We start from the raw sequence: 20,033 nt of genomic DNA on the forward strand, positions 1-20,033 counted from the left end.
GTCGTGTCTGACGTCGTCACGCTGGATGCTGAAGTGCTCGGTCGCCATCGGGTCGCGGCCAATGATGCGTACCCGGCCGACACCGTTCGCGAACTGGCCAAGGCCAGTGTGGCGACCCGACCGCCATTCCGATTCCCTGACGCTGCCGAGGCAGACTATCAGTTGCACGCTCGTCAACAGGCGCGCGGTGCGAGGGTCACCCTGTCGTTGTTGGTCATCATGCTCTGCCTGCTGGTCCCCGCCATGGTCGCCGAGAGCGCCGTCGGGCCGCTGGCCGCTGCGGCCATCGCATCGGTTGCGCACGTGCTGCTGCTGCCCGCCTGGGGCCTGGCACTGGCATTGGTCCTGTGGCGACCGCGTCGCCCCTGGGGCGCGATTGCCGTGTGGGTGGCCGCGCTGCTGCTCATCGGTGGCCTGCAGTGGTGGGCCTATCGAACCACCGCCGCGCCGACAGTACTGGTCAGTCTGGTGGCGCTGTGTACCGTGATGGTGCTCGGGCGGTTCCGCGGGCGCTACGCGCTGGGGCTGATCATCGCCTACGGTGGCATGCGGGCGATCGGCGAATGGAGCGGCTACACCCCCCACCAAACCACAGCGATGCAGGCGGTCATGGAGTTCCTGTCGCTCGGCGTGATTCTGGTCGGCGGCTTCTGGACCGACTTGGCTGGGCGACGTGCCTGGGCTGCACAGGTGGTGTTGCGCGCGTCCGCGGCCAACGATCTGCTCACCGGCCTTCTCAATGCACGGGCCTTCGACAGCTACTATCGACGACTGGCACAGCATGCACAGCGTCTGGGCCAGCGGCAGGTCATTGCGCTGGTCGAGATCGATCATTTCCGTGCTTATCAGACACGAGAAGGTCGGCTGGCCACCGATGAGGCCATCAATGTTGTCGGTCGCGTGGTCCGTGATTTCGCGCGTCGTGCACTTGACGTCGCCGGGCGCCTGGATGAGGCGACCTTCGTTCTGGTACTACAGGACTGTTCGGCCGCCGATGCCGAACTGCGACTGGAAGCGCTGCGGGTGCAGGTCGAGTCGCTTGAGCGCCGGCATCCGGTGGCGCCCACCGGGCTGATGACGGTCAGCATCGGTGCGGTCGAACTGGGCGGAGACGTGCCGGTGGACGATGCCCTGAGCCTGGCTGACCAACAACTCCGACGCGCGCAGCGGCAGGGGCGCAACCGGGTGCGACTGGGGCTTGACTTGCCGGCCACCGAACCCGGCCAGCAGGGACGTCCAGCGTAGGGGCCCTCGCGACGGCGACGCTGCGGTGATGATCAACCGGGCGTTTGCGCCGGCGGACAGGGCTGCTGGGTGATGACGCCGGTATTGAGCTCCATGGCGGTCAATGCGCCGCCCCAGACACATCCACTGTCGAGCCCGTAGACCTGCGCTTGGGGCCATGCCAGTCGGCCCAAGGTCGACCAGTGACCGAAGACGATGCGGGTTCCCGCCCAGGCGCGCTGTGGCCACAGGAACCACGGAATCGAACTTGGGTCTGCAGCGTCCGGGGGGCCCTTGTGCCGGAGGTTCAGGCGGCCATCGGCGTGCAGCATGCGCATTCGGGTCAGGGTGTTGATGACGAAGCGCCAGCGCTCGATGTCGGCCAGCGCCGGATGCCAGTGGTCGGGATCGTCGCCATACAGCTGGTCCAGCAGGCGGCCATGGTCCGGGCCACGGAGTACAGCCTCGACCTCTGCAGCCAGCGCCCGTGCCTGCTGCGCGGTCCATTGCGGCGCGAGACCGGCGTGCACCAGCAGGGTGTCGCTCGGGGCGTGCCAGTGGCAGAGCGGCCGGTGGCGTAGCCAGTGCAGCAGGAGGTCGCGGTCGTCAGCGGCCAGAAGGTCGTCGAGGGTGTCCTTGCGGTTCAGGCGCCCGTTGCGGGCCGCTGCCAGCAGGTGCAGGTCATGGTTGCCGAGCAGGCAGGTGGCGGCGTCGCCGAGACCGCGGGCGAACCGCAGCACGCCGAGGGAATCGGGTCCGCGATTGACCAGATCGCCGACCAGGATGAGGTGGTCATGGGCGGGATCGAAGCAAAGGTCTTCGAGCAGCCGTTGCAGCGGTGTCAGGCAACCCTGTACATCGCCGACCGCGAAGCAGCGTTCGGGAGGGTGCATGGGAGGAATCCTGCTAATGTAAGAAAATGCTGATGCGGGATGAACGGTAGTAAATGGCCCGTCCACCTGCTTTGACGCTGAAGCCAACCAGAATCAAGATCATCCCACATGATTGACACCCGCCACAGGGGCGGATCGGAGAACAGCATGCTGACGTACATCAAAGAGTTTCTGAAGGATGAAGAAGGCGCGAGCGCAGTCGAGTACGGCTTGATCATCGGACTGATCGCGGTTGCACTGATCATCGTCCTGGGTCTGCTGGGCGACGGTCTGAATACCTTGTTCGGCGCTGCCTCGGATGAAGTCGAGGGCGCGGCAGAAGGGACCGGCGGCGGCGCGACGACCGGCTGATCCGGGGGCGTCGGGTGGGTCCATGACGCACAGGAGGCTTGATCGTGGTGGTGCCTGGGTTGATTGCCGCATGGGCAGTGTCGGTGGCGTTCTATGATTGGCGACAGCAGCGTGTCCCCAACCTGTTGCTGTTGCCGGTGCTGGTCTGCGCCGTTCTTGCGGTGACAATCAATCGACAGTCGTTGCTGGGCGCCGGGGTGATGGAGGCCTTGCTGGGCATGGTGGTCGCCGCAGGGCCGTGGATGCTCGGCTACAGCCTGCGCCAGGTGGGCGCCGGTGACGTCAAGTTCGCCGCGATCCTCGGCCTGATCGTCGGCTTGCCGGTGGCGGCCACCGCGACCTTGATGACAGCGGTCATCGCCGGTGTCATCAGCCTGCAACTGCGAAAAATGGGCGGGCGAGGGCTGCGTTGGCCGCTGGCACCGGCGCTGGTTGTCGGGTTTGTAGGCGCCTACGGACTTCATCACGGATGGTTATGACATGACGATGCGAAGCACGCGGAAACAGCTGGGGGCGGTGGCGGTGGAATTCGCCTTCGTCTTTCCCCTGCTGTTTCTGCTGATGTACGGCATCGTCGTCTACAGCTACGTGTTCGTGCTCAACAGTGCCCTCAACTTCGCTGCGCAGGAATCGGCTGAAGCCGCGGTCCGCGTGGACCCGTCTGCCGCCAATGCCGATGTCCTGCGGACCACCCAAGCCCGTCAGACTGCCGCGTCGGTACTGAACTGGTTGCCGGTACACCAACGAGATCGCGTGGTCGGTACCGGCGGGTCCGCGGTGCAGGTACAGTTCTGTCCGGAGAGTGCCAATGCCAGTTGCCCGCCGGACGGGGGTGGCATCATCGTCACACTGACGATGCCGATCGCGGACCCCCCCCTGTTTCCGCGAATCACGTTACCGTTGATCGGCAACGTGCCGCCGTTGCCACAATCGCTTCGCGCCCAGGCAGTGGCGCGGCTATAAAAGAGGGTGGGAGGAACGCAATGAACAGCAGCACCGGAATGAAGGTTGCCGCGGCGGTGATGGCGGTGGTGGCGGTGGGGCTTGGGGTGCTGGTCGCCAACAGCTATCGACAGAGCACGGCCGAGGCAGAAGCTGCCCGCGCGGAAGCGAGCGCCCAACAGGCGCAGGTTCCCCAGACGCTGGCGGTGGTGGCGGTGAAGCCGCTGGCGGCCTATCAGGCGATCCCGCGAGAGGCGGTGTCGCTGGTTCCGGTGTCGGTCGCACCGACCCGCTACTTCACCAATCTCGATGAAGTCGTCGGTCGGATTCCGCTGGTTGACGTTGACGCCGGGGCGCCTGTCACGCCGCGCTATTTCAGCGAGGGCAATGCGCTGGCACGGATCATTCCGGAAGGTCATCAGGCCATCTCGATGGAGGTCAACGACGTCATTTCGGTCGGCGGGTTCGTGCGGCCGGGCGATATCGTCGACCTGTTGCTCTACTTGCGTGGAGGCGTCGGCGTCGATGCGGCACAGTCGCGCATCCTGTTGAAGCAGGTTCGTGTCCTGGCTTATGAGGACCGGATTATCGACCGGCCCGAAGGTCTGACCGATGCCGCCGAGGGCTCGGCCGACGCCCGCCGGCGCGTTCGCACCGCGGTGTTGGCGGTCCCCGAGCGAGACACCACGCGTGTCATGCTGGGGATGAGCCTGGGAGAACTGCGGTTGTCGTTGCATGGTCAGCGCGCCGCCAGCGGTGAAGTCACCCCCACAGCTGAGACCGGTCTCCCGCTGACGGCGGCCGCCGTTGCCGATATCCGCGACCGCGAGGTGCCGGACCAGGTCATCTCGATTGCAGAACTGGCGCGCATCAAGCCGCCGCCCGCCGTCGCCAAGGCGCGACCTTCGCGGCCTTCGGTCGAAATCATTCGGGGTGCCGAAATCACCCGAGTCACCCCCTGAGGTCATCATGGCGATAACGAACATCATCCGATCGGCGGTGCTTGGCCTGACCCTGTGGGCGACGACCACCTCAGCGGCGCCGACCCCGGTGGCGCCACCCGAGGTGTTGCTGGTGGAGCAGGGGACCCATCGTTACTACGGTCGGCTGGGAGCTGTCGAGCGCATCGCGGTCGGCGACCCCGGCATCGCCGATGTCAGCCTGCTCAAGCAGGGCGCCATGCTGATCACCGGGCGCAGCCTAGGGACCACCAGCCTGCTGGTGTGGCGCAAGCGCAGTGATGCGCCCCGTGCATTCCGGATCCGGGTGGTTCCGGTGAAGGATGCGCTCAATACCGCGCCACCGGATCCGGCGCTGGCCACCGCCACGATCCAGCCCGGCGTCGGGTTGTCCGGGCGTTTGCCCAACCTGATGGCCCACCGGCGGGCACGACAGGCGGCGACTGCCGGCGATGCCACGCTGGTGGATCGCAGCGAGGTCACCCTGGAAACCCAGGTGCTGACCGAGGTCACGATTGCCGACGTCAGTCGTGCCACCGCCCAGTCGTTTGGCCTCAACCTTGCCAAGGTGAGCGCCTCGGCACAGTTGGCATTGTCACCACCGGGCGTGCTGTCCGGCGTCAGCAATGGCGACCTGCAGTCGGGCGCCGGATTTCTGCCGGTGAACGATGCGTTCCAGATCGTCGTCGGTGACCCCAGCCGTGGCGCTGCCGGTGTGCTCAGCCTGCTGGAACGCCGTGGTCTGGCTCAGGTCCTGGCCGAGCCCTCGCTGTTGGCGACCAGCGGACAGACCGCGACCTACCTCGTGGGTGGTGAATTCCCGGTCCCGGTCAGCCAGGGCACCGGCACCAGTGGCGGCGGAATCAGTGTCGAGTACAAGGAGTTCGGTGTGCGCCTGTCGCTGACCCCTACGGTACTGGCGCGCGACCGGATCGCCTTGAAGATTGCGCCGGAAGTCAGTGATCTCGATTTCAGCAACGCGATCCAGATTGGCGGTGTTGCCACGCCGGCCTTGCGGGTGCGGAGAACCGATACCTCGATTGAACTCGGTGATGGCGAGAGCTTCGTCATCTCCGGCCTGATCAGCAGCAATTCCAGCGACAGTGTCGACAAGGTGCCTTGGTTGGGCGATTTGCCGGTTTTGGGCGCGTTTTTCCGTTCCACCAGCCTCAACAAGGAAGCCCGCGAACTGATCATGATTGTCACCCCGCACCTGGTTCGGCCGTTGGCACGGGAATCCGCCCGGCCGCCGCTGCCGGGCGCTGATCTCAAGCAGCGCGATCCCAACTTCGCCGAAACCTTTTTCCTTGAGACCGGTGATTTCACCACCGGCTACTCTGACTGAGCGTCGCTGATGAAAACCCAGGCTCTGGTGGTCGCCCACGATCCGGTTTATCTCAACTGGCTGCAGAACGCGGTGTCCGGCATCGAATTTTCGCTGGTGCGCCCGCTGGATGCGGAAGATCTGGTGCAGCGGGTGCAGGCGGCTGGCCGGGTGGATCTGGTGTTGTTCGAGTTCGATGCCGCCCAGATGGAGGCGCGCGCGACGTTGATGGAGCGTGTTCTCGATCGTTTGCCAGACGTGGCGGTAGCGGCGGTCGGGGCAGAGCCTCATCCGGATGTGGTACTCGCGGCAATGCGTGCCGGCGCCCGCGACTTTCTGGTGTTGCGGCGGGATGATGATGATCTGGCGCTGGCCGTCAGTCGGCTACTGCGGCGCTCGGGACCTTCGGCCCCTGCCGCCAACGGCCGCCCCGCGCCTCGCGGCAAGCTGTTTACCCTCACCGCGAGCCACCCACATGAGGATATTGCCTTCACCGCTGCCCACCTGGCGCTGGCGCTGACGGCCTCGGCACCGCCACCCGCGCGCGTCCTGCTGGTCGATTTCGCGACACCGGCGGGTGCCGCCGCGATTTTTCTCAATATCAACCAGGCCTACAGCGTTCTTGATGCGGTCAATGATGTCTTTCGCTGCGACCAGACACTGATCGATACGGCATTTTCGCGCCATGCCAGCGGACTCTATGTGTTGAGTCTTCCCGAGGACCTGCTGGGGCAGCCCAAGATCGAGGCCGAGGACTGTTTGCAACTTCTGCAAGTATTGCGCAGCCTGTTTTCGGTCACCGTTGTGGCGATGGACGGCCATCTGCCGACCGACCTGCTGGCGGGGGTCATCGGGCAGTCGGACCGGACCCTGTGGTTGACCGACCAGTCGATCCTCAAGTCGCGGCACGGCAAGGTTCTGCTGCGGGCGCTGCGCCTCGCAGACTGCCCCCTTGAAGGGGCCGGCATTCTGATTGATCGTTATCGGCGCAATCTGGGTCTGGAGCCGGACAATCTGGCGGAACTGCTGAACCTGCCGGTGATCGGGACGCTGGGCGGCGATCCGCAGGTGCGAATGCAGGCGATGAATGCGGGGGAGCCGCTGTCGACGCTTGCCCCTCGCGACGGCTTCGTCAGTGATATCCGTGCGGTCGCCTCGACCTTGATGGCCGGCGAGCCGCAGGTCGACACGGCCGTGGGTGGCGGCCTGCTGAAGCGTTGGTTCGGCGGCTGACATGCAGCCCCAGGACGCCCAGACCCAGCGGTTCCGGCTGTCGGACCAGTATCAACAGCTGAAGCGCAACTTTCACCGGCACCTGATCCAGCAGGTGGAGGAGCGAAACCTCGACCTCGATCACTGGGACAGCGTCAAGATTGACCGCTTCGTCACCGAACAGATGCGTCGCTACGTCGTCGAGCAACGTCTGCCGGTCAACCAGCGTGAGTCCGAGGTTCTGGCGCGCGATGCGCGTGACGAACTGGTCGGATTCGGGCCGATCCAGTCACTGGTCGATGACGACGCTGTCAACGACATCGTCGTCAACGGACCGGCGACGGTCTTCGTTGAACGGGAAGGGCGCCTGTATACCGCGCCGGTTCGGTTCGTCGACGATTCCCACGTGATTCGTGTGATTCAACGCATCCTGGCGCCATTGGGTCGGCGGGTGGACGAATCGACCCCGATGGTGGACGCCCGTCTTCCCGACGGTTCGCGGGTCAACGCGATCATCCCGCCAATCGCCCTTGACGGCCCCTGCCTGTCGATCCGCAAGTTTCGCAAGCAGGCGCTGTCGGCCGAGGACATGCTCCGCTACGGCAGTTGTACCCAGCCCATGCTCGACTACCTTCGGGAAAAGGTGGAGCAGCGTGTCAACCTGATGGTGCTGGGCGGTACCGGTTCCGGCAAGACCACCTTCCTCAACCTGCTGTCGCAGTGGATCCCGCAGGACGAGCGCATCATCACCATCGAGGATGCTGCCGAACTGCGCCTGCACCATGGGCATGTGGTGCGCCTCGAAAGCCGACCGCCCAATCTCGAAGGCGAGCGTGCCGTCAGCGCCCGCGATCTGGTGCGCAACGCGTTGCGCATGCGGCCGGATCGCATCATCGTCGGCGAGGTGCGCGGCGATGAGGTGCTCGACATGCTGCAGGCAATGAACACCGGCCATGACGGATCGATGACCACCCTTCATGCCAACGGTATCGACGATGCGCTACACCGGCTGGAGCTTTTGGCGGGGTTTGCCGGGTTCAATGGCAGTGAATCGACCTTCCGTGGCCAGGTGAGCAGTGCGTTGCAGATGCTGGTGCACGTCTCGCGCATGCCCGGGGGGGATCGTCGGGTGATGTCGGTGTCCGAGGTGCTGGGCGCCGACGCCGGCGGCCTGCGCTTGCGACCGGCATTCCGCTTCGATGTGGGGAGCCGCCAGCACGTCGATCTGAGGGGGCAGGGATGAACTTCTACGGCGCCATAGTACTGGTGGTGCTGATGCTGGCGGGCGCAGCGGCCCTGTTGTTTCTGCGAGCGTCAGCGCGTGAGCGCCAGTCGGCATTGCAGCTGCGGGTCCGCGCGCTGGGGGGAGAAGACACCGCCGCACTGGTCGCGGCGTTCCGGCCGCGAGCCGATGCCATCCGCAACCCGTTGACCCGGTGGGTCTGCACACTGCTCTGGCGCAGTGGCAGCGAGGCTGACCCGGCGAGCGTGAACCGTGTGCTGCTGGCCGTGGTGCTCATCGGGCTGCCGCTATTGCTGCTGATCTTCGGTTGGATGGCAGGCATTGCCATCGCCGGCTTCATCATCGTGATGGCATGGGCCTGGCTGTCACGCAAGGCCGCAACCCGTCGCGCGGTGCTGTTGGAGCAATTGCCGAACTATCTGGAATCGGTGATTCGGGTGTTGTCGGCAGGCAACACCCTGGAAGAATCGCTGTCAATCGCTGCACGGGAGAGCAGCGAACCCTTGCAGCCACTGATGATCAGTGTCGGCCGTCAAGTTCGTCTCGGGGCGCCGGTGGACGCGGTGTTGATGGAAACCGCGGAAATTCACAAGCTCAACGACGTCAAGGTGATGGCATTGGCGGCGGCAATCAATCGCAAGTACGGGGGGTCTTTACGCAATATCCTGCGGAGCCTGGTGCAGGCGATCCGGGCGCGGGATGTTGCCGCACGCGAGCTGAGGGCCTTGACGGCCGAAACGCGATTCTCCGCTGTGGTGCTGTCGGTCCTGCCGATCGGTATTTCGCTCTACGTCTATCTGCAGAACCCGGCCTACTACACCGATATCCTGCAGGATCCGGGTGGGCGCGCCATGATGCTTGGATCGCTGCTCATGCAGTTGGCGGGGATTGTCGTGCTGGTCCGCATGATGCGCTCGACGGAGCAGCCATGAGTCCTCAGACGCTCGGCATCCTGGTCACCCTGGCGCTGCTCTGTGCCGCCGGCGCGGTGCTGCTCGGAATTGGCCTGGTTCGTGGAGCACGTCAGCGGGAACGCCTGGTCGAGCGGGTGGCGCCACTGCTGATCGATGCTGGTGATGTCGGCTCCGACGACCGTAGCCGCTTGCTGGAGCGCATGGCCAAGGGCGGTCGGGCCATCGAGGGCTGGGTCGATCCTGACAATGAGAGCGCCCGGCTGATGAGTCAGGCGGGTTGGCGGAGCACCGAAGCACGTGTGGCATGGTACGCCTTTCAGGGGTTGATTCCGCTGGCCGGGGTGCTGGTCGTCGCGGCGTACTGGTGGCTCGGCGATGATCCGAAAAAGTCGCTGTATCTGCCATTGCTGGGGTTCGTTGCCTTCGCCTTGTCGGTGCTGATCCCGCGTTGGGTGCTGCGGCAGGCGGCCGCCCGCAGGCAGGCCCGTGTCAAGGCTGAAGTGCCGCTGTTCGTTCACTTGCTGGTACTGCTGTTCGATGCCGGACTGTCGACCCGGCAGGCACTCTCCAGCATGGTGCGGGAAGGCGGGGGCGTCCTGCCCGAGCTCGGGCACGAGTTCGCGATTCTGCTGCGCAGCCTGGATGCAGGTGCGGATACGGGAGAAGTGCTGAAGAATCTTGCTGACCTGCTGCAGGTCGATGATCTCGGCAACATCCTCGCTGTGCTGCGTCAGGTTGATCGCTTCGGCGGTGAGGTGCGCGAACCGCTGCTCGAAGCCCTGGCCGTCATGGAACAGAACCGGAGCCTGGAATTGCGCGAAGAGGTCAACCTGATGTCGGGGCGGATGACCGTAGTCATGGTGCTGTTCTTCTTTCCGGCATTGTTGATCTTCGTCGCCGGGCCGGCCTTCCTGTCAGTGATCAAGGCACTCAATGATGTCGCCGGCTAAGCGCCTGTCGTCGCTGCTCGCCATCCTGGTCTTGTCGGGGTGTAGCCTGCCGCAACGCCTGGGGCCGCCAGTGGCACCGACACCGACGCCCGAGATTCGGCCCGTCGACGGGGTCCGCGCAGGGCCGGTCCGGCTCGGTCGCGATAGCCGTGATGGCGAGCGTAGCGAAGACCAGGCAATTCATTCCGAATTGATCCGCGGGATGCTCGAACAAGGCCAGTATTACGCGGCAGTGGCCCACGTCGAAGCGCAGCGACTGCAAGGGGGCGATACGGCCGAACTGCGGTGGCTGGAAGCCGAAGCTCGGCGGCGGCTGGGGCAGCTCGATCAAGCGCGCACGGGTTTCGAAAGCTTGTTGCGTTCCGCTTACGGCGCGCGCGCCGAGCATGGGCTGGGCCTGATCGCCGCTGCCGAAGGGCGGTCGGAGCGTGCGCGCGGTCACTTGCGTAACGCCGTGCTGCGCGCACCTACCGTCGCGGAGTTTCGCAATGACCTCGGTTTCGCCGAGATGCAACAGGGACAGTTCGAGGCGGCGCTGACGCAGTTGGCCACCGGAGTCGAACTGGCACCGGAGGACACCCGTATCCGCAGCAACCTGGTGCTGTTGTTGTTGACCACCGGCGACCGTTCCCGTGCCCGTGACATGGCAACCTCGATGGCCATGCCCGAACCCGTCTTCACCCGCCTGCAGACGCAGGCCGACACGCTTCGCCGCCGTCTTGCGGCGACCCGCTGACCGGAGATAATGCCGATGACAACCCGCTACCTGCTTCTCGTATCCCTGATGGTGGGTCTGCCCGCTGGCGCTGCCAGCCCGCCGCGGCCCACCGCCGACGGCGAGGCCACTCGCGCCTGGTTGGCACAACAGAAGGGTGATGTCGCGACTGTCCCGACACCGCAGGCGATGCCCGGAGACGTGGCCGATCGCGTCTACCAGCGCTATCTCGACAGCTTCAGCCATCCGATCCCGGAAGCGTTCTCGCGGGACAAGTTCAACAGTGGTTCACAGTCGCGCTAGGCAGCGGGGCGCGGCCGCCATATTTGGCGCCATCACGGCGCTTTTGGGGCTGGCAGCGATCGGGCTGACGGTTGATCTGGCGCGGTTGTACTCGGCGCAGAGAGAACTGCAACGTGTCACCAATCTGGCTGCGCTCGACGCGGCTCGCGTCGCCGGTGGCTGCCTCGGGATGCAGGAGGATCCCCAGGCCACAGCCGAAGCCGAGGCGTTGGCATCGCTACTCCGCAACCAGGGGCAGCCCGACTGGCTACGTGCCGGCGGCGTCCAGATCGGCCGACAGGTGACGGGCGGCGATCGTCTGCGGCGCTTCGAGGCCGGCGGTGGATCACGTTATAACGCGGTACAGGTTCGTCTTTTCGCACCCTCCCCCCGGCGGTTGATTCCGGGATTCCGCGATGATGGCCCAGGCGGGCAATTGACGGCGATGGCGGCCGCCACCAGCCGCCCTCTCGTACGGTTCAAGGTGGGTAGCGGGTTGCTGGCGCTGGAAGATCCGTCGCTGCTCAATGCATTGCTGGGCCCCTTGCTGGGCAGCGATACGCCACTTGGCCTGACGCTGCTGGACTACCAGGCACTGCTGGGTGCCGAGATCACGGTAGGCCAGCTTGGGCTGGGGATCGGGCCCGATAGCCTCGATGAGACCCTGCAACAGATTCTTCCGGTCGACGGCCTGTTACGGGCGCTGGCATTGGCATTGGGCGATGTCGGCGAGCAGACGGCGGCAGCGGCCGCGATGGCGCTGTCACAAGCCGCGGATGGTGCCCGCGCGCTGGCGCCGATCGACGCGCTCGGCCTGACGCCGGGCTTTGAAGCGCCCGCGGGCGAACTGCTGGTCAATGCCGGTGACCTGGTGAGTGCCATCGCCCTGACGGTCGCGGACGATCTGTTGCAGCCGATCACCGTGGCGCTGCCGGCACCGCTGGGTGACAGCGAAGTGGTGATCGACCTGATCGACATCGGCCAACCGGTGATCGTGCCCGCAGGTACCGGCGCGAACGCGGGTGAAGATACCTTTGCCCGTTCCACCCAGGCCGCCCTGCAGTTCCAGTTCCCGCTGAAGGTCGATGGACTGCCGCCGGTGGAGCTACCAGTGTTCGTACAGAGCGCGCAGGCGACCGCGGAACTGGAGGATGTCGCCTGCGCCCGTCGCGGACAGCCGTTCGACGTTGTGACGCTGGGCGCGCGCTCCAGCATCGCGCGCATCGGAATTGGCCGCTTCGACGACATCAACCTGCCCAATCCGCAGCCGCAACCCGCGGTGATCCTCGATACCGACCGTACCATCAGCATCACCAGTCCCCTGGGGCTGGAGGTGCCGCTGCCGGTGCGGGTGGTGGTGCGCGCCGCAGCCTTCGTCGACGTCGGACGTGCCACCAATGAAACCCTGGTCTTTCCCGGGCCCTACGATCCCGAGACCGGACTGACGAGGTCCATCGGGACCCCGTCGCTGACCGCGATTGGCGATTCCCTTGCGAACATTCCGGCCACCCTCGATCTGGATGTCGAGATCGAGTTGCTTGGTACACCGTTGCCGATCGTCGCCAATCTGGTCGACGGCGTGCTGGCGACGACCGAGGCCGCCTATCGCGCGGCGCTGGTACCGGTGCTGACCTCGCAGTTGCTGTCCCTGGTCGACGCGGTGGTATTGCCCACCACGGAAGCGCTCGGACTGACGCTCGGTGGCGCCGACGTGATCGTCTATGAAGTCAGCAACGGCGATCCCGAGCTGTTTCTGCGATAGGCCATGATCCGCCGTTTGCTCCAGCGGTTGGGTCAATGGATGGGATGGGTCGCCGCCTCGGGACTGCTGGCCACGGGGATATCGGCCGTCGTTCATGCTCACTTGCTGCAATCGGAACTGGATCGTGGCCACGCCCTCGGGGTCGCCCAACGGGCGTTGGCAGACCCACTGGAGCGGTCCGACGAAGCGGCTTTGCTGCAGGTCGCGCGCGGGTTGTTCAACGAGCCATCACTGGGCTTCAGCTTTCTTGCAGTGCGGGGGCTCGACGACACCGTGCGGGTCAGTTTCGGCCGCTATGAGAACCTGCCGGTGCCGTGGCTCTCTCCCGCGGTACGCCACCGCTTGCGTGATGCGCTGTATCGCTTCACCAGTACCAGCGGCCAACAGGCCGTCCGCCGCGGGACCGAGCGACTCGGGGTCATGGAATATGCGGTGTCGCGAGACTTCATCTCCACCATCGAATCCGATGCGGTCGACCGGCTGCGCTGGGTCGGCCTGGCTGGCGCGTTGCTCAGCTTGCCGTTGCTGTTGGCACTGTGGCTCCAGCTCAGGACCCGACCCGCACGGCACCGCGACGCGCAGATGCGGCAGCGTTTGCACCCTGCAACCGATGGCGCAGTGCCTGCACGCATGCGCACCGAGCTGGTGCAGCTCGACGGCGCGCTGCTGGACCGATTGGGCCTGGCGCAGATCGTTGCCGATGCCGATGGTCGCCTGATCAGTCTCAATGCCACGGCTGTGCGCTGTTGTGGCTGGGCGGCGGATGAGGTTGAGCGACGCCCCGTCTATACCGTTTTTCATGCTGTGGACGTCGCCGGGGGAGCTGCCGAGATCCCCCTCGAGAAGGCGCTGGAATCGGGCGCGGATCAGCCGGTCTGTAACGGCTACCTGAAGCCACGCCATGGCCCACCGATGGCGGTCGAGATGATGGCGGCCCTGCTGCACAACGCCGACGGTGTCACGGTCGGCGCGGTGCAGCTATTCCGCGATCGCAGTGCCGACCAGCAAGACGTCATGCGGCTACAAGCGGAGCTGACGCATGCTGAAGCGGTCATTGACCACCTCGAGGAAGGCGTTCTGGTGACCGATGGCGTCGGTCTGATTCGTTCTGCCAATCAGCGGGCGCAACAGCTGTTCGGCTACAGTCGGGAGGCACTCGAAGGGGTGACACTGAGCAAGCTCATGCCGGTCCCGTTTCTCAATACCCCCGGTATTCGGCTGGACGACTTTCGAACGCAACAGGGAGCCAGCAGCCCTCCGCGGGTGGTCGGTTGGCGGCGCGATGCCACCACGTTCCCCGTCGATTTGCGCGTACAGCCGCTGGCAGGTGACAGCGGCTTGCGGTTGGTGACGGTGCGCGACATTACCGAACGTTTGCGGCGTGACAACCTGGCGAAGCGATTCGAACGTTTGCTCGACCATGCGCTCGACGAAGTGTTCGTATTCGATGCGCAGACCCTGTTGTTCGACAGCGTCAATCGGGGGGCTCGGCGCAACCTCGGCTACAGCCTTGAACAGTTGCAGCGCATGACGCCGCTGATGCTGGCCTCGGACCTGTCGGCCGAGCAATTGCAGGTCCATCTCAATGCATTGCGAGGCGGCCAGGTGGAGGCGGTGACCTATCGCACCGTGCATCAACGCGCCGATGGCAGCGGTTATCCGGTCGAGGTACGCCTCGACTATTCCCCGGATGAACGACCGCCGGTGTTCATCATGGTGGCCAGCAACATCAGCGCCCGGCTGGCCGTCGAGGCCCGGCTACAGGCGGAGGCGCGGCATGACACGCTCACCGGCCTGCCCAACCGAGCCATGCTGGCGGATCGGTTACAGGCGGCAATGGACTCCGCACTGCGAACCGGCCGGTCTCTGGCGGTACTGTTCCTCGACCTTGATCACTTCAAGCAGATCAATGACACCCTGGGGCATGCGCTGGGCGATCAGGTGCTGGTTCAGGTGTCCGAGCGGTTGCTCGGACTGGTTCGCCGCTCCGACACGGTTGCGCGGCTGGGGGGCGACGAGTTCGTTATCGTCGCCCAGCATCTGCACGGCAGTAGCAATGCGGTCGTGTTGGCCGACAAGATTCTGGCTGCCTTTAGCCGACGGTTGCCGATTCAGGGACACGACCTGGTCTTGTCTTTGAGTATCGGCATTGCGCTCTACCCGCAGGATGACACCGACGTCGACGGTCTTCTGCAACATGCGGATCAGGCCATGTACCTGGCCAAGCAACAGGGTCGGTCCGGCTACGTCATGCACGCCGCGCCGGTCTCGCCGGAGCGCCGGCGCCGGGCGGACCTTGAGCAGGGGTTGCCCGCTGCCCTGGCGCTCGACCAACTTCAGCTCGGCTGGCGCCTGCTGCAGACCGCCGGTGGCGAGGTTCGTGCGCTGCTGGCCGAAGCCTGCTGGGCGCATCCTCGACAGGGATCGATCGCGCCAGAGGCCCTGCGTCAGGTCGCACGCGCCGCCGGGCGAGTAGGGGAATTGGAACTCTGGACGCTGGCACAGGCCAGCGCTGCATTGCGGCGGTTGCCCCCAGCGACCGAGGGCTGGCTGATTCTGGTGCCGGTATCGGCATGGCAACTGCGCGACAGCGCATTTCTCGACCCGCTCGGCGCACTGCTGGAACGAAGCCCAGCGGTGCGTGCGCGCCTGGTGTTGCTGCTTCACGCCGCCAGTTTTACCGCACCGGTGGCGGCGCTCTGTGAGGCGGCTGCAGCGCTGCGCGCGCGCGGCGTTGGCATCGGATTGCGACGGGATGACGATATTGAAGATCCCCATCCACTGGCGGTCGATGTCTGTCTCGAGTCCGATATCAGCTTGCGGGGCACCTCCCGCGCCGACGATGTGTTGCGACTACTTGATCCCGGCCTCACCGAGATGTCCGGCGATCTCGCGCCACTCTCGACCCGGGCCCTGCTGTCACAGCTGACGCCGGGGGGAGCCGGGGACTGAAGGCCGAGTGCTCATGACCGGCGGCCGCCACGCCGGTTATTCGGCACGGTAGGATAGCGATATGAATCGATCCACTCTGCGTATTGCGCTGTGCCTGCTGGGGGCCCTGGCTGTCGCCGCCTGTGGCTCGCAAAATGATGCCATCGGCGGTGTCGACCTCGACGGCAACGAGGTCCAGCGTGGCGGCATCTTTGACACGGTCATCTCCGGCACCGAGGGCGAGGCCGGCTGGGTCTTCATGTTTGCCGAGGGCGAAACCGTCCGCAATCGTGATCGCATCGTCGGCTATGCGCGGGATCAAAGCGCCCAGCTCACCGGTCGCTTCGTCGGCGCCGCGAGCAGCGGCAATACCCGACGCGCCAGTGTGCTGTGGTTCGACAAGATTCTGGTGACCCCGGAACCCGATCCGGACGCGGATCCCGACGACCCGCCACTGGAGCCGATGTTGGAAACGCGGGTACGCACAGCGGTGCTGGAGATCGATATCGATCCAGCGAAGTCGTTTTCGGGGCAGGTAGTGGGCGACGGCCTCAACGTCAACCTCTCGGCGACCTACAACCGACGTCACTATGAGCGGGTGTCCGGGGTCTCCCTGTTGTCCGGCATCTGGGAGAACCTGGATCCCTTTGGCGGCGAGTTGCTGCGCCTGGATTTCAACAGTCAGGGCGGTTTTGGCGGGCGCGACATCGACGATTGCAATTACGCCGGCCAGGTCTACGAAATCAACCGGCGCTACAACCTGTATGCCTTCGAACTGGCATCGGCCTGCGATGAAGCCGTTGATGCCACCGGCCTGGCGACCATCGAGCCACCGCCCGTCAATCCCGGCGCGTCGCCCCGGCAACGCCTGATTGCCGTGGTGCCGGCGCGCACCAACGATGCGGTGTACATGATCGATGTCAGCCGAGCGGTGACCCCCTAGGGCTGCCACTCGATGCCGACCGACACGGTGCTGCGGGCGTAGTCGAACAGGGGCACGGTCGAGGCGTTGTCGTCGTAGCGGTAGTCGGCCAGCAGGCTGACCGACGGCTTCAGCTGCCGTCGGAGCCGCAGCCCGGTCGACAGCAAATCGTCCTGACGCCTCTCGGTCTGCAACAACCCGTCCGTGTCGAACTGCCGATTCTGGTGGCGATAGTGGCTGTGGCGGTAGCGCAGCGTCCACTGCAAGAACAGTGCGCGCGGTGTGCCATGAGCCAGCCCGAAGCGGACCTCACCACGCACCGGTGACTGACTGAAGAACTGCGGGCCCAGCCACAGATCACGACGCTCATTGAAGGCCACTGACAGATCAAGCTCACCTCGGGCCGATCCCAGCGGCCGCGAAAGCTGCAGGCCGGTGCGAAGCCGCCAACCGCTCAGCAGCTGAAAGGCGCCGGTGGCACTGATGCCGCTCACCTGCGCTCGAAGATCCAGTCGTTGTGCGCCCAACTGGCGGCCGCGAACGCCCTCGACGTGCAGGAGATACTGCATGAAGCGGTGGTCGAGCTGGGTGGTTTCGAGCCCCAGCGCCTGATGGCCCTGCCATCGTCCGTTGCCGTCGTGCCAGCGTAGGGTGACCTGGGCGCCAAGCTGGTCGTTGCGATCACTGCCCGGATAGTTGCGGGCGAACAGGCTGCTGCGCAGGTCGCGCTCCTTGCCCAGCGGCCACTGCACCACGCCGAACGCTTCAGCATAGTGTCGACCCTCGGTGACCCCGTCGGGGTCGACACTGTCGCTGATCAGCGACGGGTTGCCATCGTGGCCACTGCCGAGATAGAGGTAGTACTGGCGGGCTGCGGGTGCGTCGCCATCGGACCGTAGCCGCTGCAGCGCAGCGCGGGCGCGGGCGCGGATGGCCGGATGGTTCGCCAGGCGCTCGGTCGCCTGCAGGTGATCGACCGCTGCCGCCGTGTGTCCGGCTCGCGCCGCCAGCAGAGCAAGATGATAGCGGGCGACCGCTGCGTACGCCGGTCGTGCGGCGAGGGTCTCGAAGCAGGCTTGCGCGGCCTGCCACTGACCGAGCTGGAAATGGGTCAGACCGAGATTGAACTGCAGATTGGGGTCTTGGTGGCCGGCCGCCACGGCCGTCCTGAAGGCATCAAGTGCGGCACCGTAGTCGCCGGAACGATAGGCCTCAATGCCTTGCAGAAACGACGCCTGGCCGGGCGTCTGTGCCGCCGCCAGCCCGATCCACAGCCCCAGCAGGGGCAACCAGCGTCGGCTTAGCCGAGGCAACGGTCGGTACATGGTGCCGCATGATCGACGAGGGTACGTTCAGGGACGTGTCGGCTGTGCCGGGGCCTCAGGTAGCGGAGGGGGTTCGGGCGGGCGACGCAGGTCGGGTTTGTCGCCACCGAGGGCATTGCTGCTCTCAAGTGCGGGTTCCGTTGACTCCATGCCGAACGTTCGGTCCAGCGGCGCGCTGGCGGGGTTGAGGCCGAGGTCGAGACGCTCATGACGGTCCCCCAGCGTCTCCGGCAGGTGGATGCGAGACATCGATTCGCCGGGCGCTTCGCCCGGACCCAGCACATCCATTTCCAACCCATCGAGGTGGCCTCCTTGCGCAAATACCGACAGCGGAACCAGCAGCGAGATGATCGCCAGTACGCTGCCACAACGGCTAGACATGATGACGCTCCGGAACGTGCGATGCGAGCCCGCGCGCAGGCGCGGGGGCTTCGGTGAGTGGGGGCGGTGCCGGCTGGCGCACCGGCACGACGAAGCGGCGATGTGCATCTCCGTGGCGCAGACTCGCCGTCAGGACCGCGTCGACCGCAACCTGGTCCTGCTCGTAGATCAGCGGCAGCTCCAGCAGATTGGCGCCGGCGCGCAGGTCGACCTGCCAGCGAACCGTGCGTTGGCCGCTGGCGGTATGCGCCAGACGGGTGCCGGGCGGTAGCTGCAGCTCGATGGTGACGGCGGTGAGCGCCTCCGGACTGCGGAACACCAGCCGGACCGGGTCAGCCATGACGTCGACGGGCGCCGTTGAGACGGCAGGGATGGGCGCCCCGCGCGGCGGCGCCAGCATTTGCCAGCTCAGTGCGGCGACCAGCAATGCGGCCGCGGCTGCCAGCGGCAGGCGGTACGGCGCGCGTCGGGGCGTCCTCGGCAGTAGGCGGGCGGCCAGACCGGCGGGTGGGCGCGGCGCCGGCAATGCCCGCAGTGTCGACAACAGCGCACGCCGCGCCTCCAGCTCGGCGCTGCAGGACGCGCAGTGATGCAGATGATCGCGTACGGCCATCCGCTGGGGTGGCGACAGTCGATCGTCCAGCAGATCGTCCAGCAGGGGGCGGCAGTCGTGACAATTCATGGGCAGGTCCTCATCCCTCTACACGTTCGGCCGGCGCCAGGGTTCCGTCAAGCAACCGCCGCAGACGCGCGCGCGCGCGGTGCAGTCTCGACTTGAGGGTGCCGATGGGAATGTCGTGGGTGGTGGCTAATTCTTCCAGCGTGTACCCCTCGATGTCGTGCCAGGCGATCAGGGCCCTTTGCGGCAGCGGCAGGCGGTCTATTGCCTGCTGCAGGTACTGGCATCGATCCAGACGGGAGACGGCGGCCTCGGGACCGTTCTGATCGGGCGCCGGCAGGGCATCCAGACCGTCGTCATCGTCGCCGGTATGACCGAGGTCCAGCGGCTGACGTTGGCGGCTGCGATGCTGATCGACAAACAGGTTGTACAGCGCACGTGCCAACCAGGGGGCAGGACGGTCCAGTCCGACCAGGGTGTCGGTGTGCGGGAGTAGCCGGAGCATCAGACTCTGCAACAGGTCTTCGGCATCTTCGGCACGGCCGGTGAAGCGGTATGCGAGACGGTACAGGCTGTCGAGATGCGGACGCACCACGGCCTCAAAACGGCGGGCTCGGAGCGTTGCGTCACCAGATCTCGAAGACATAGAAATCAGACACGCAAACCTCGCGTGAATGGTTCCCGCTGTTTAGCGCCAGAGTGGCGGCGGTTCCGGTGGCAGACGCAAACGGCGGTCTTCGGTGAGCGGGGCAATACGGCCGCTGTCGGCGTGATGGCTGATCCAGGCATCGACCTGTGTCAGGTTCTGTTCGATCACCGGATGTGCTGGTGCCAACCGGTGCGCGCGTCGCAGCAGGTCGGCAGCGACGAAGAAGTCGCCGCGCTCGCCCCGCGCCACCGCCAGGTTGTTGAGGGTCACCGGATCAAACGGGTTCTGGCCGAGCTGGGCTTCCAGCTCATCGATGGCGCGCACAGTCTGGCCCTGTGCGAGCAGGTCGGCGGTGTACTCCTGTTGTGCGACCGCGGTACCGGTGGAGGCCGAGCAGGCCAGCAGAACCAGCAAGTAGCGCTTCAGTCTGTGCAT

General features: G+C 65.7%; 21 protein-coding genes. 15 read left to right on the forward strand and 6 right to left on the reverse strand.

The genetic code is table 11. From position 1 onward, the window contains the following. Positions 1-3: 3 nt before the first annotated feature. A complete protein-coding gene (locus JN531_RS09405; protein ID WP_228348615.1) occupies positions 4-1,245 on the forward strand; it encodes a GGDEF domain-containing protein in 1,242 nt (413 codons plus the stop codon). A 32-nt stretch (positions 1,246-1,277) separates the two neighbouring features. On the opposite strand, the gene JN531_RS09410 is transcribed toward JN531_RS09405, so the two are convergent. Next, positions 1,278-2,117: a symmetrical bis(5'-nucleosyl)-tetraphosphatase gene (locus tag JN531_RS09410; protein ID WP_228348616.1), complete on the reverse strand. Its 840-nt coding sequence runs from the start codon at positions 2,115-2,117 to the stop codon at positions 1,278-1,280. Between the two features lie 147 nt (positions 2,118-2,264). Between JN531_RS09410 and JN531_RS09415 the strand changes: the two genes are divergently transcribed. The 14 genes from JN531_RS09415 to JN531_RS09480 all read left to right on the forward strand — a co-directional run bounded on the left by JN531_RS09415 (position 2,265) and on the right by JN531_RS09480 (position 16,645). Further along, positions 2,265-2,468: a Flp family type IVb pilin gene (locus tag JN531_RS09415; protein ID WP_228348617.1), complete on the forward strand. Its 204-nt coding sequence runs from the start codon at positions 2,265-2,267 to the stop codon at positions 2,466-2,468. 44 nt (positions 2,469-2,512) lie between these two features. Continuing rightward, a complete protein-coding gene (locus JN531_RS09420) occupies positions 2,513-2,947 on the forward strand; it encodes a prepilin peptidase (RefSeq protein ID WP_228348618.1) in 435 nt (144 codons plus the stop codon). Position 2,948: 1 nt separating this feature from the next. Further along, positions 2,949-3,431: a TadE family protein gene (locus tag JN531_RS09425; protein WP_228348619.1), complete on the forward strand. Its 483-nt coding sequence runs from the start codon at positions 2,949-2,951 to the stop codon at positions 3,429-3,431. A 20-nt stretch (positions 3,432-3,451) separates the two neighbouring features. Continuing rightward, a complete protein-coding gene (gene cpaB, locus JN531_RS09430) occupies positions 3,452-4,372 on the forward strand; it encodes a Flp pilus assembly protein CpaB (protein ID WP_228348620.1) in 921 nt (306 codons plus the stop codon). A gap of 7 nt (positions 4,373-4,379) precedes the next feature. Beyond that, positions 4,380-5,714 carry a type II and III secretion system protein family protein gene (locus tag JN531_RS09435; protein ID WP_228348621.1) on the forward strand — a complete coding sequence of 445 codons (1,335 nt, stop codon included), beginning with the start codon at positions 4,380-4,382 and terminating at the stop codon, positions 5,712-5,714. A 9-nt stretch (positions 5,715-5,723) separates the two neighbouring features. After that, entirely contained in the window at positions 5,724-6,926 is a 1,203-nt protein-coding gene (locus JN531_RS09440) for a CpaE/TadZ family protein (RefSeq protein ID WP_228348622.1), read from the forward strand. A gap of 1 nt (position 6,927) precedes the next feature. After that, positions 6,928-8,148 (forward strand): TadA family conjugal transfer-associated ATPase, encoded by a 1,221-nt coding sequence (locus JN531_RS09445; RefSeq protein WP_228348623.1) that lies wholly within the window; start codon positions 6,928-6,930, stop codon positions 8,146-8,148. Beyond that, on the forward strand, positions 8,145-9,080 hold the full coding sequence (locus tag JN531_RS09450; RefSeq protein ID WP_228348624.1) for a type II secretion system F family protein: 936 nt from the start codon (positions 8,145-8,147) through the stop codon (positions 9,078-9,080). The genes JN531_RS09445 and JN531_RS09450 overlap by 4 nt, the downstream gene beginning before the upstream one ends. After that, positions 9,077-10,012 (forward strand): type II secretion system F family protein, encoded by a 936-nt coding sequence (locus JN531_RS09455; protein WP_228348625.1) that lies wholly within the window; start codon positions 9,077-9,079, stop codon positions 10,010-10,012. Before JN531_RS09450 ends, JN531_RS09455 begins: the two co-directional genes overlap by 4 nt. Further along, positions 9,996-10,748, forward strand: coding sequence for a tetratricopeptide repeat protein (locus tag JN531_RS09460; protein WP_228348626.1), 753 nt, complete (start codon positions 9,996-9,998; stop codon positions 10,746-10,748). The genes JN531_RS09455 and JN531_RS09460 overlap by 17 nt, the downstream gene beginning before the upstream one ends. 15 nt (positions 10,749-10,763) lie before the next feature. Beyond that, entirely contained in the window at positions 10,764-11,030 is a 267-nt protein-coding gene (locus tag JN531_RS09465) for a DUF3613 domain-containing protein (protein ID WP_228348627.1), read from the forward strand. Next, positions 11,011-12,771, forward strand: a complete 1,761-nt coding sequence (locus JN531_RS09470) for a pilus assembly protein TadG-related protein (protein ID WP_228348628.1) — start codon at positions 11,011-11,013, stop codon at positions 12,769-12,771. The genes JN531_RS09465 and JN531_RS09470 overlap by 20 nt, the downstream gene beginning before the upstream one ends. Before the next feature lie 3 nt (positions 12,772-12,774). Continuing rightward, positions 12,775-15,723, forward strand: a complete 2,949-nt coding sequence (locus JN531_RS09475; protein ID WP_228348629.1) for a sensor domain-containing protein — start codon at positions 12,775-12,777, stop codon at positions 15,721-15,723. Between the two features lie 61 nt (positions 15,724-15,784). Then, positions 15,785-16,645: a hypothetical protein gene (locus JN531_RS09480; RefSeq protein WP_228348630.1), complete on the forward strand. Its 861-nt coding sequence runs from the start codon at positions 15,785-15,787 to the stop codon at positions 16,643-16,645. On the opposite strand, the gene JN531_RS09485 is transcribed toward JN531_RS09480, so the two are convergent. From JN531_RS09485 to JN531_RS09505, 5 genes are all read right to left on the reverse strand, one after another. Further along, a complete protein-coding gene (locus tag JN531_RS09485; RefSeq protein ID WP_228348631.1) occupies positions 16,642-17,949 on the reverse strand; it encodes a tetratricopeptide repeat protein in 1,308 nt (435 codons plus the stop codon). The two genes, JN531_RS09480 and JN531_RS09485, sit on opposite strands and share 4 nt — an antisense overlap. 27 nt (positions 17,950-17,976) lie before the next feature. Next, a complete protein-coding gene (locus tag JN531_RS09490) occupies positions 17,977-18,330 on the reverse strand; it encodes a hypothetical protein (RefSeq protein WP_228348632.1) in 354 nt (117 codons plus the stop codon). Continuing rightward, the gene (locus JN531_RS09495; protein ID WP_228348633.1) at positions 18,323-19,012 is read right to left on the reverse strand and encodes an anti-sigma factor family protein; all 690 of its coding nucleotides are present in this window, start codon (positions 19,010-19,012) and stop codon (positions 18,323-18,325) included. The genes JN531_RS09490 and JN531_RS09495 overlap by 8 nt, the downstream gene beginning before the upstream one ends. A 10-nt stretch (positions 19,013-19,022) precedes the next feature. Then, the gene (locus JN531_RS09500; protein ID WP_239795284.1) at positions 19,023-19,541 is read right to left on the reverse strand and encodes an RNA polymerase sigma factor; all 519 of its coding nucleotides are present in this window, start codon (positions 19,539-19,541) and stop codon (positions 19,023-19,025) included. Between the two features lie 96 nt (positions 19,542-19,637). Further along, a complete protein-coding gene (locus tag JN531_RS09505) occupies positions 19,638-20,033 on the reverse strand; it encodes a tetratricopeptide repeat protein (protein ID WP_228348635.1) in 396 nt (131 codons plus the stop codon).

The organism is Flagellatimonas centrodinii, assembly GCF_016918765.2.
GTDB classification, from domain to species: domain Bacteria; phylum Pseudomonadota; class Gammaproteobacteria; order Nevskiales; family Nevskiaceae; genus Polycyclovorans; species Polycyclovorans centrodinii.

Coding starts and splice junctions, on each gene's coding strand:
- JN531_RS09490 (WP_228348632.1), bottom strand. CDS start 18,330: ATGTCTAGCCGTTGTGGCAGCGTACTGGCGATCATCTCGCTGCTGGTT.
- JN531_RS09410 (WP_228348616.1), bottom strand. CDS start 2,117: ATGCACCCTCCCGAACGCTGCTTCGCGGTCGGCGATGTACAGGGTTGC.
- JN531_RS09505 (WP_228348635.1), bottom strand. CDS start 20,033: ATGCACAGACTGAAGCGCTACTTGCTGGTTCTGCTGGCCTGCTCGGCC.
- JN531_RS09415 (WP_228348617.1), top strand. CDS start 2,265: ATGCTGACGTACATCAAAGAGTTTCTGAAGGATGAAGAAGGCGCGAGC.
- JN531_RS09460 (WP_228348626.1), top strand. CDS start 9,996: ATGATGTCGCCGGCTAAGCGCCTGTCGTCGCTGCTCGCCATCCTGGTC.
- JN531_RS09480 (WP_228348630.1), top strand. CDS start 15,785: ATGAATCGATCCACTCTGCGTATTGCGCTGTGCCTGCTGGGGGCCCTG.
- JN531_RS09425 (WP_228348619.1), top strand. CDS start 2,949: ATGACGATGCGAAGCACGCGGAAACAGCTGGGGGCGGTGGCGGTGGAA.
- cpaB (WP_228348620.1), top strand. CDS start 3,452: ATGAACAGCAGCACCGGAATGAAGGTTGCCGCGGCGGTGATGGCGGTG.
- JN531_RS09445 (WP_228348623.1), top strand. CDS start 6,928: ATGCAGCCCCAGGACGCCCAGACCCAGCGGTTCCGGCTGTCGGACCAG.
- JN531_RS09465 (WP_228348627.1), top strand. CDS start 10,764: ATGACAACCCGCTACCTGCTTCTCGTATCCCTGATGGTGGGTCTGCCC.
- JN531_RS09440 (WP_228348622.1), top strand. CDS start 5,724: ATGAAAACCCAGGCTCTGGTGGTCGCCCACGATCCGGTTTATCTCAAC.
- JN531_RS09455 (WP_228348625.1), top strand. CDS start 9,077: ATGAGTCCTCAGACGCTCGGCATCCTGGTCACCCTGGCGCTGCTCTGT.
- JN531_RS09450 (WP_228348624.1), top strand. CDS start 8,145: ATGAACTTCTACGGCGCCATAGTACTGGTGGTGCTGATGCTGGCGGGC.
- JN531_RS09435 (WP_228348621.1), top strand. CDS start 4,380: ATGGCGATAACGAACATCATCCGATCGGCGGTGCTTGGCCTGACCCTG.
- JN531_RS09475 (WP_228348629.1), top strand. CDS start 12,775: ATGATCCGCCGTTTGCTCCAGCGGTTGGGTCAATGGATGGGATGGGTC.
- JN531_RS09485 (WP_228348631.1), bottom strand. CDS start 17,949: ATGTACCGACCGTTGCCTCGGCTAAGCCGACGCTGGTTGCCCCTGCTG.
- JN531_RS09495 (WP_228348633.1), bottom strand. CDS start 19,012: ATGAATTGTCACGACTGCCGCCCCCTGCTGGACGATCTGCTGGACGAT.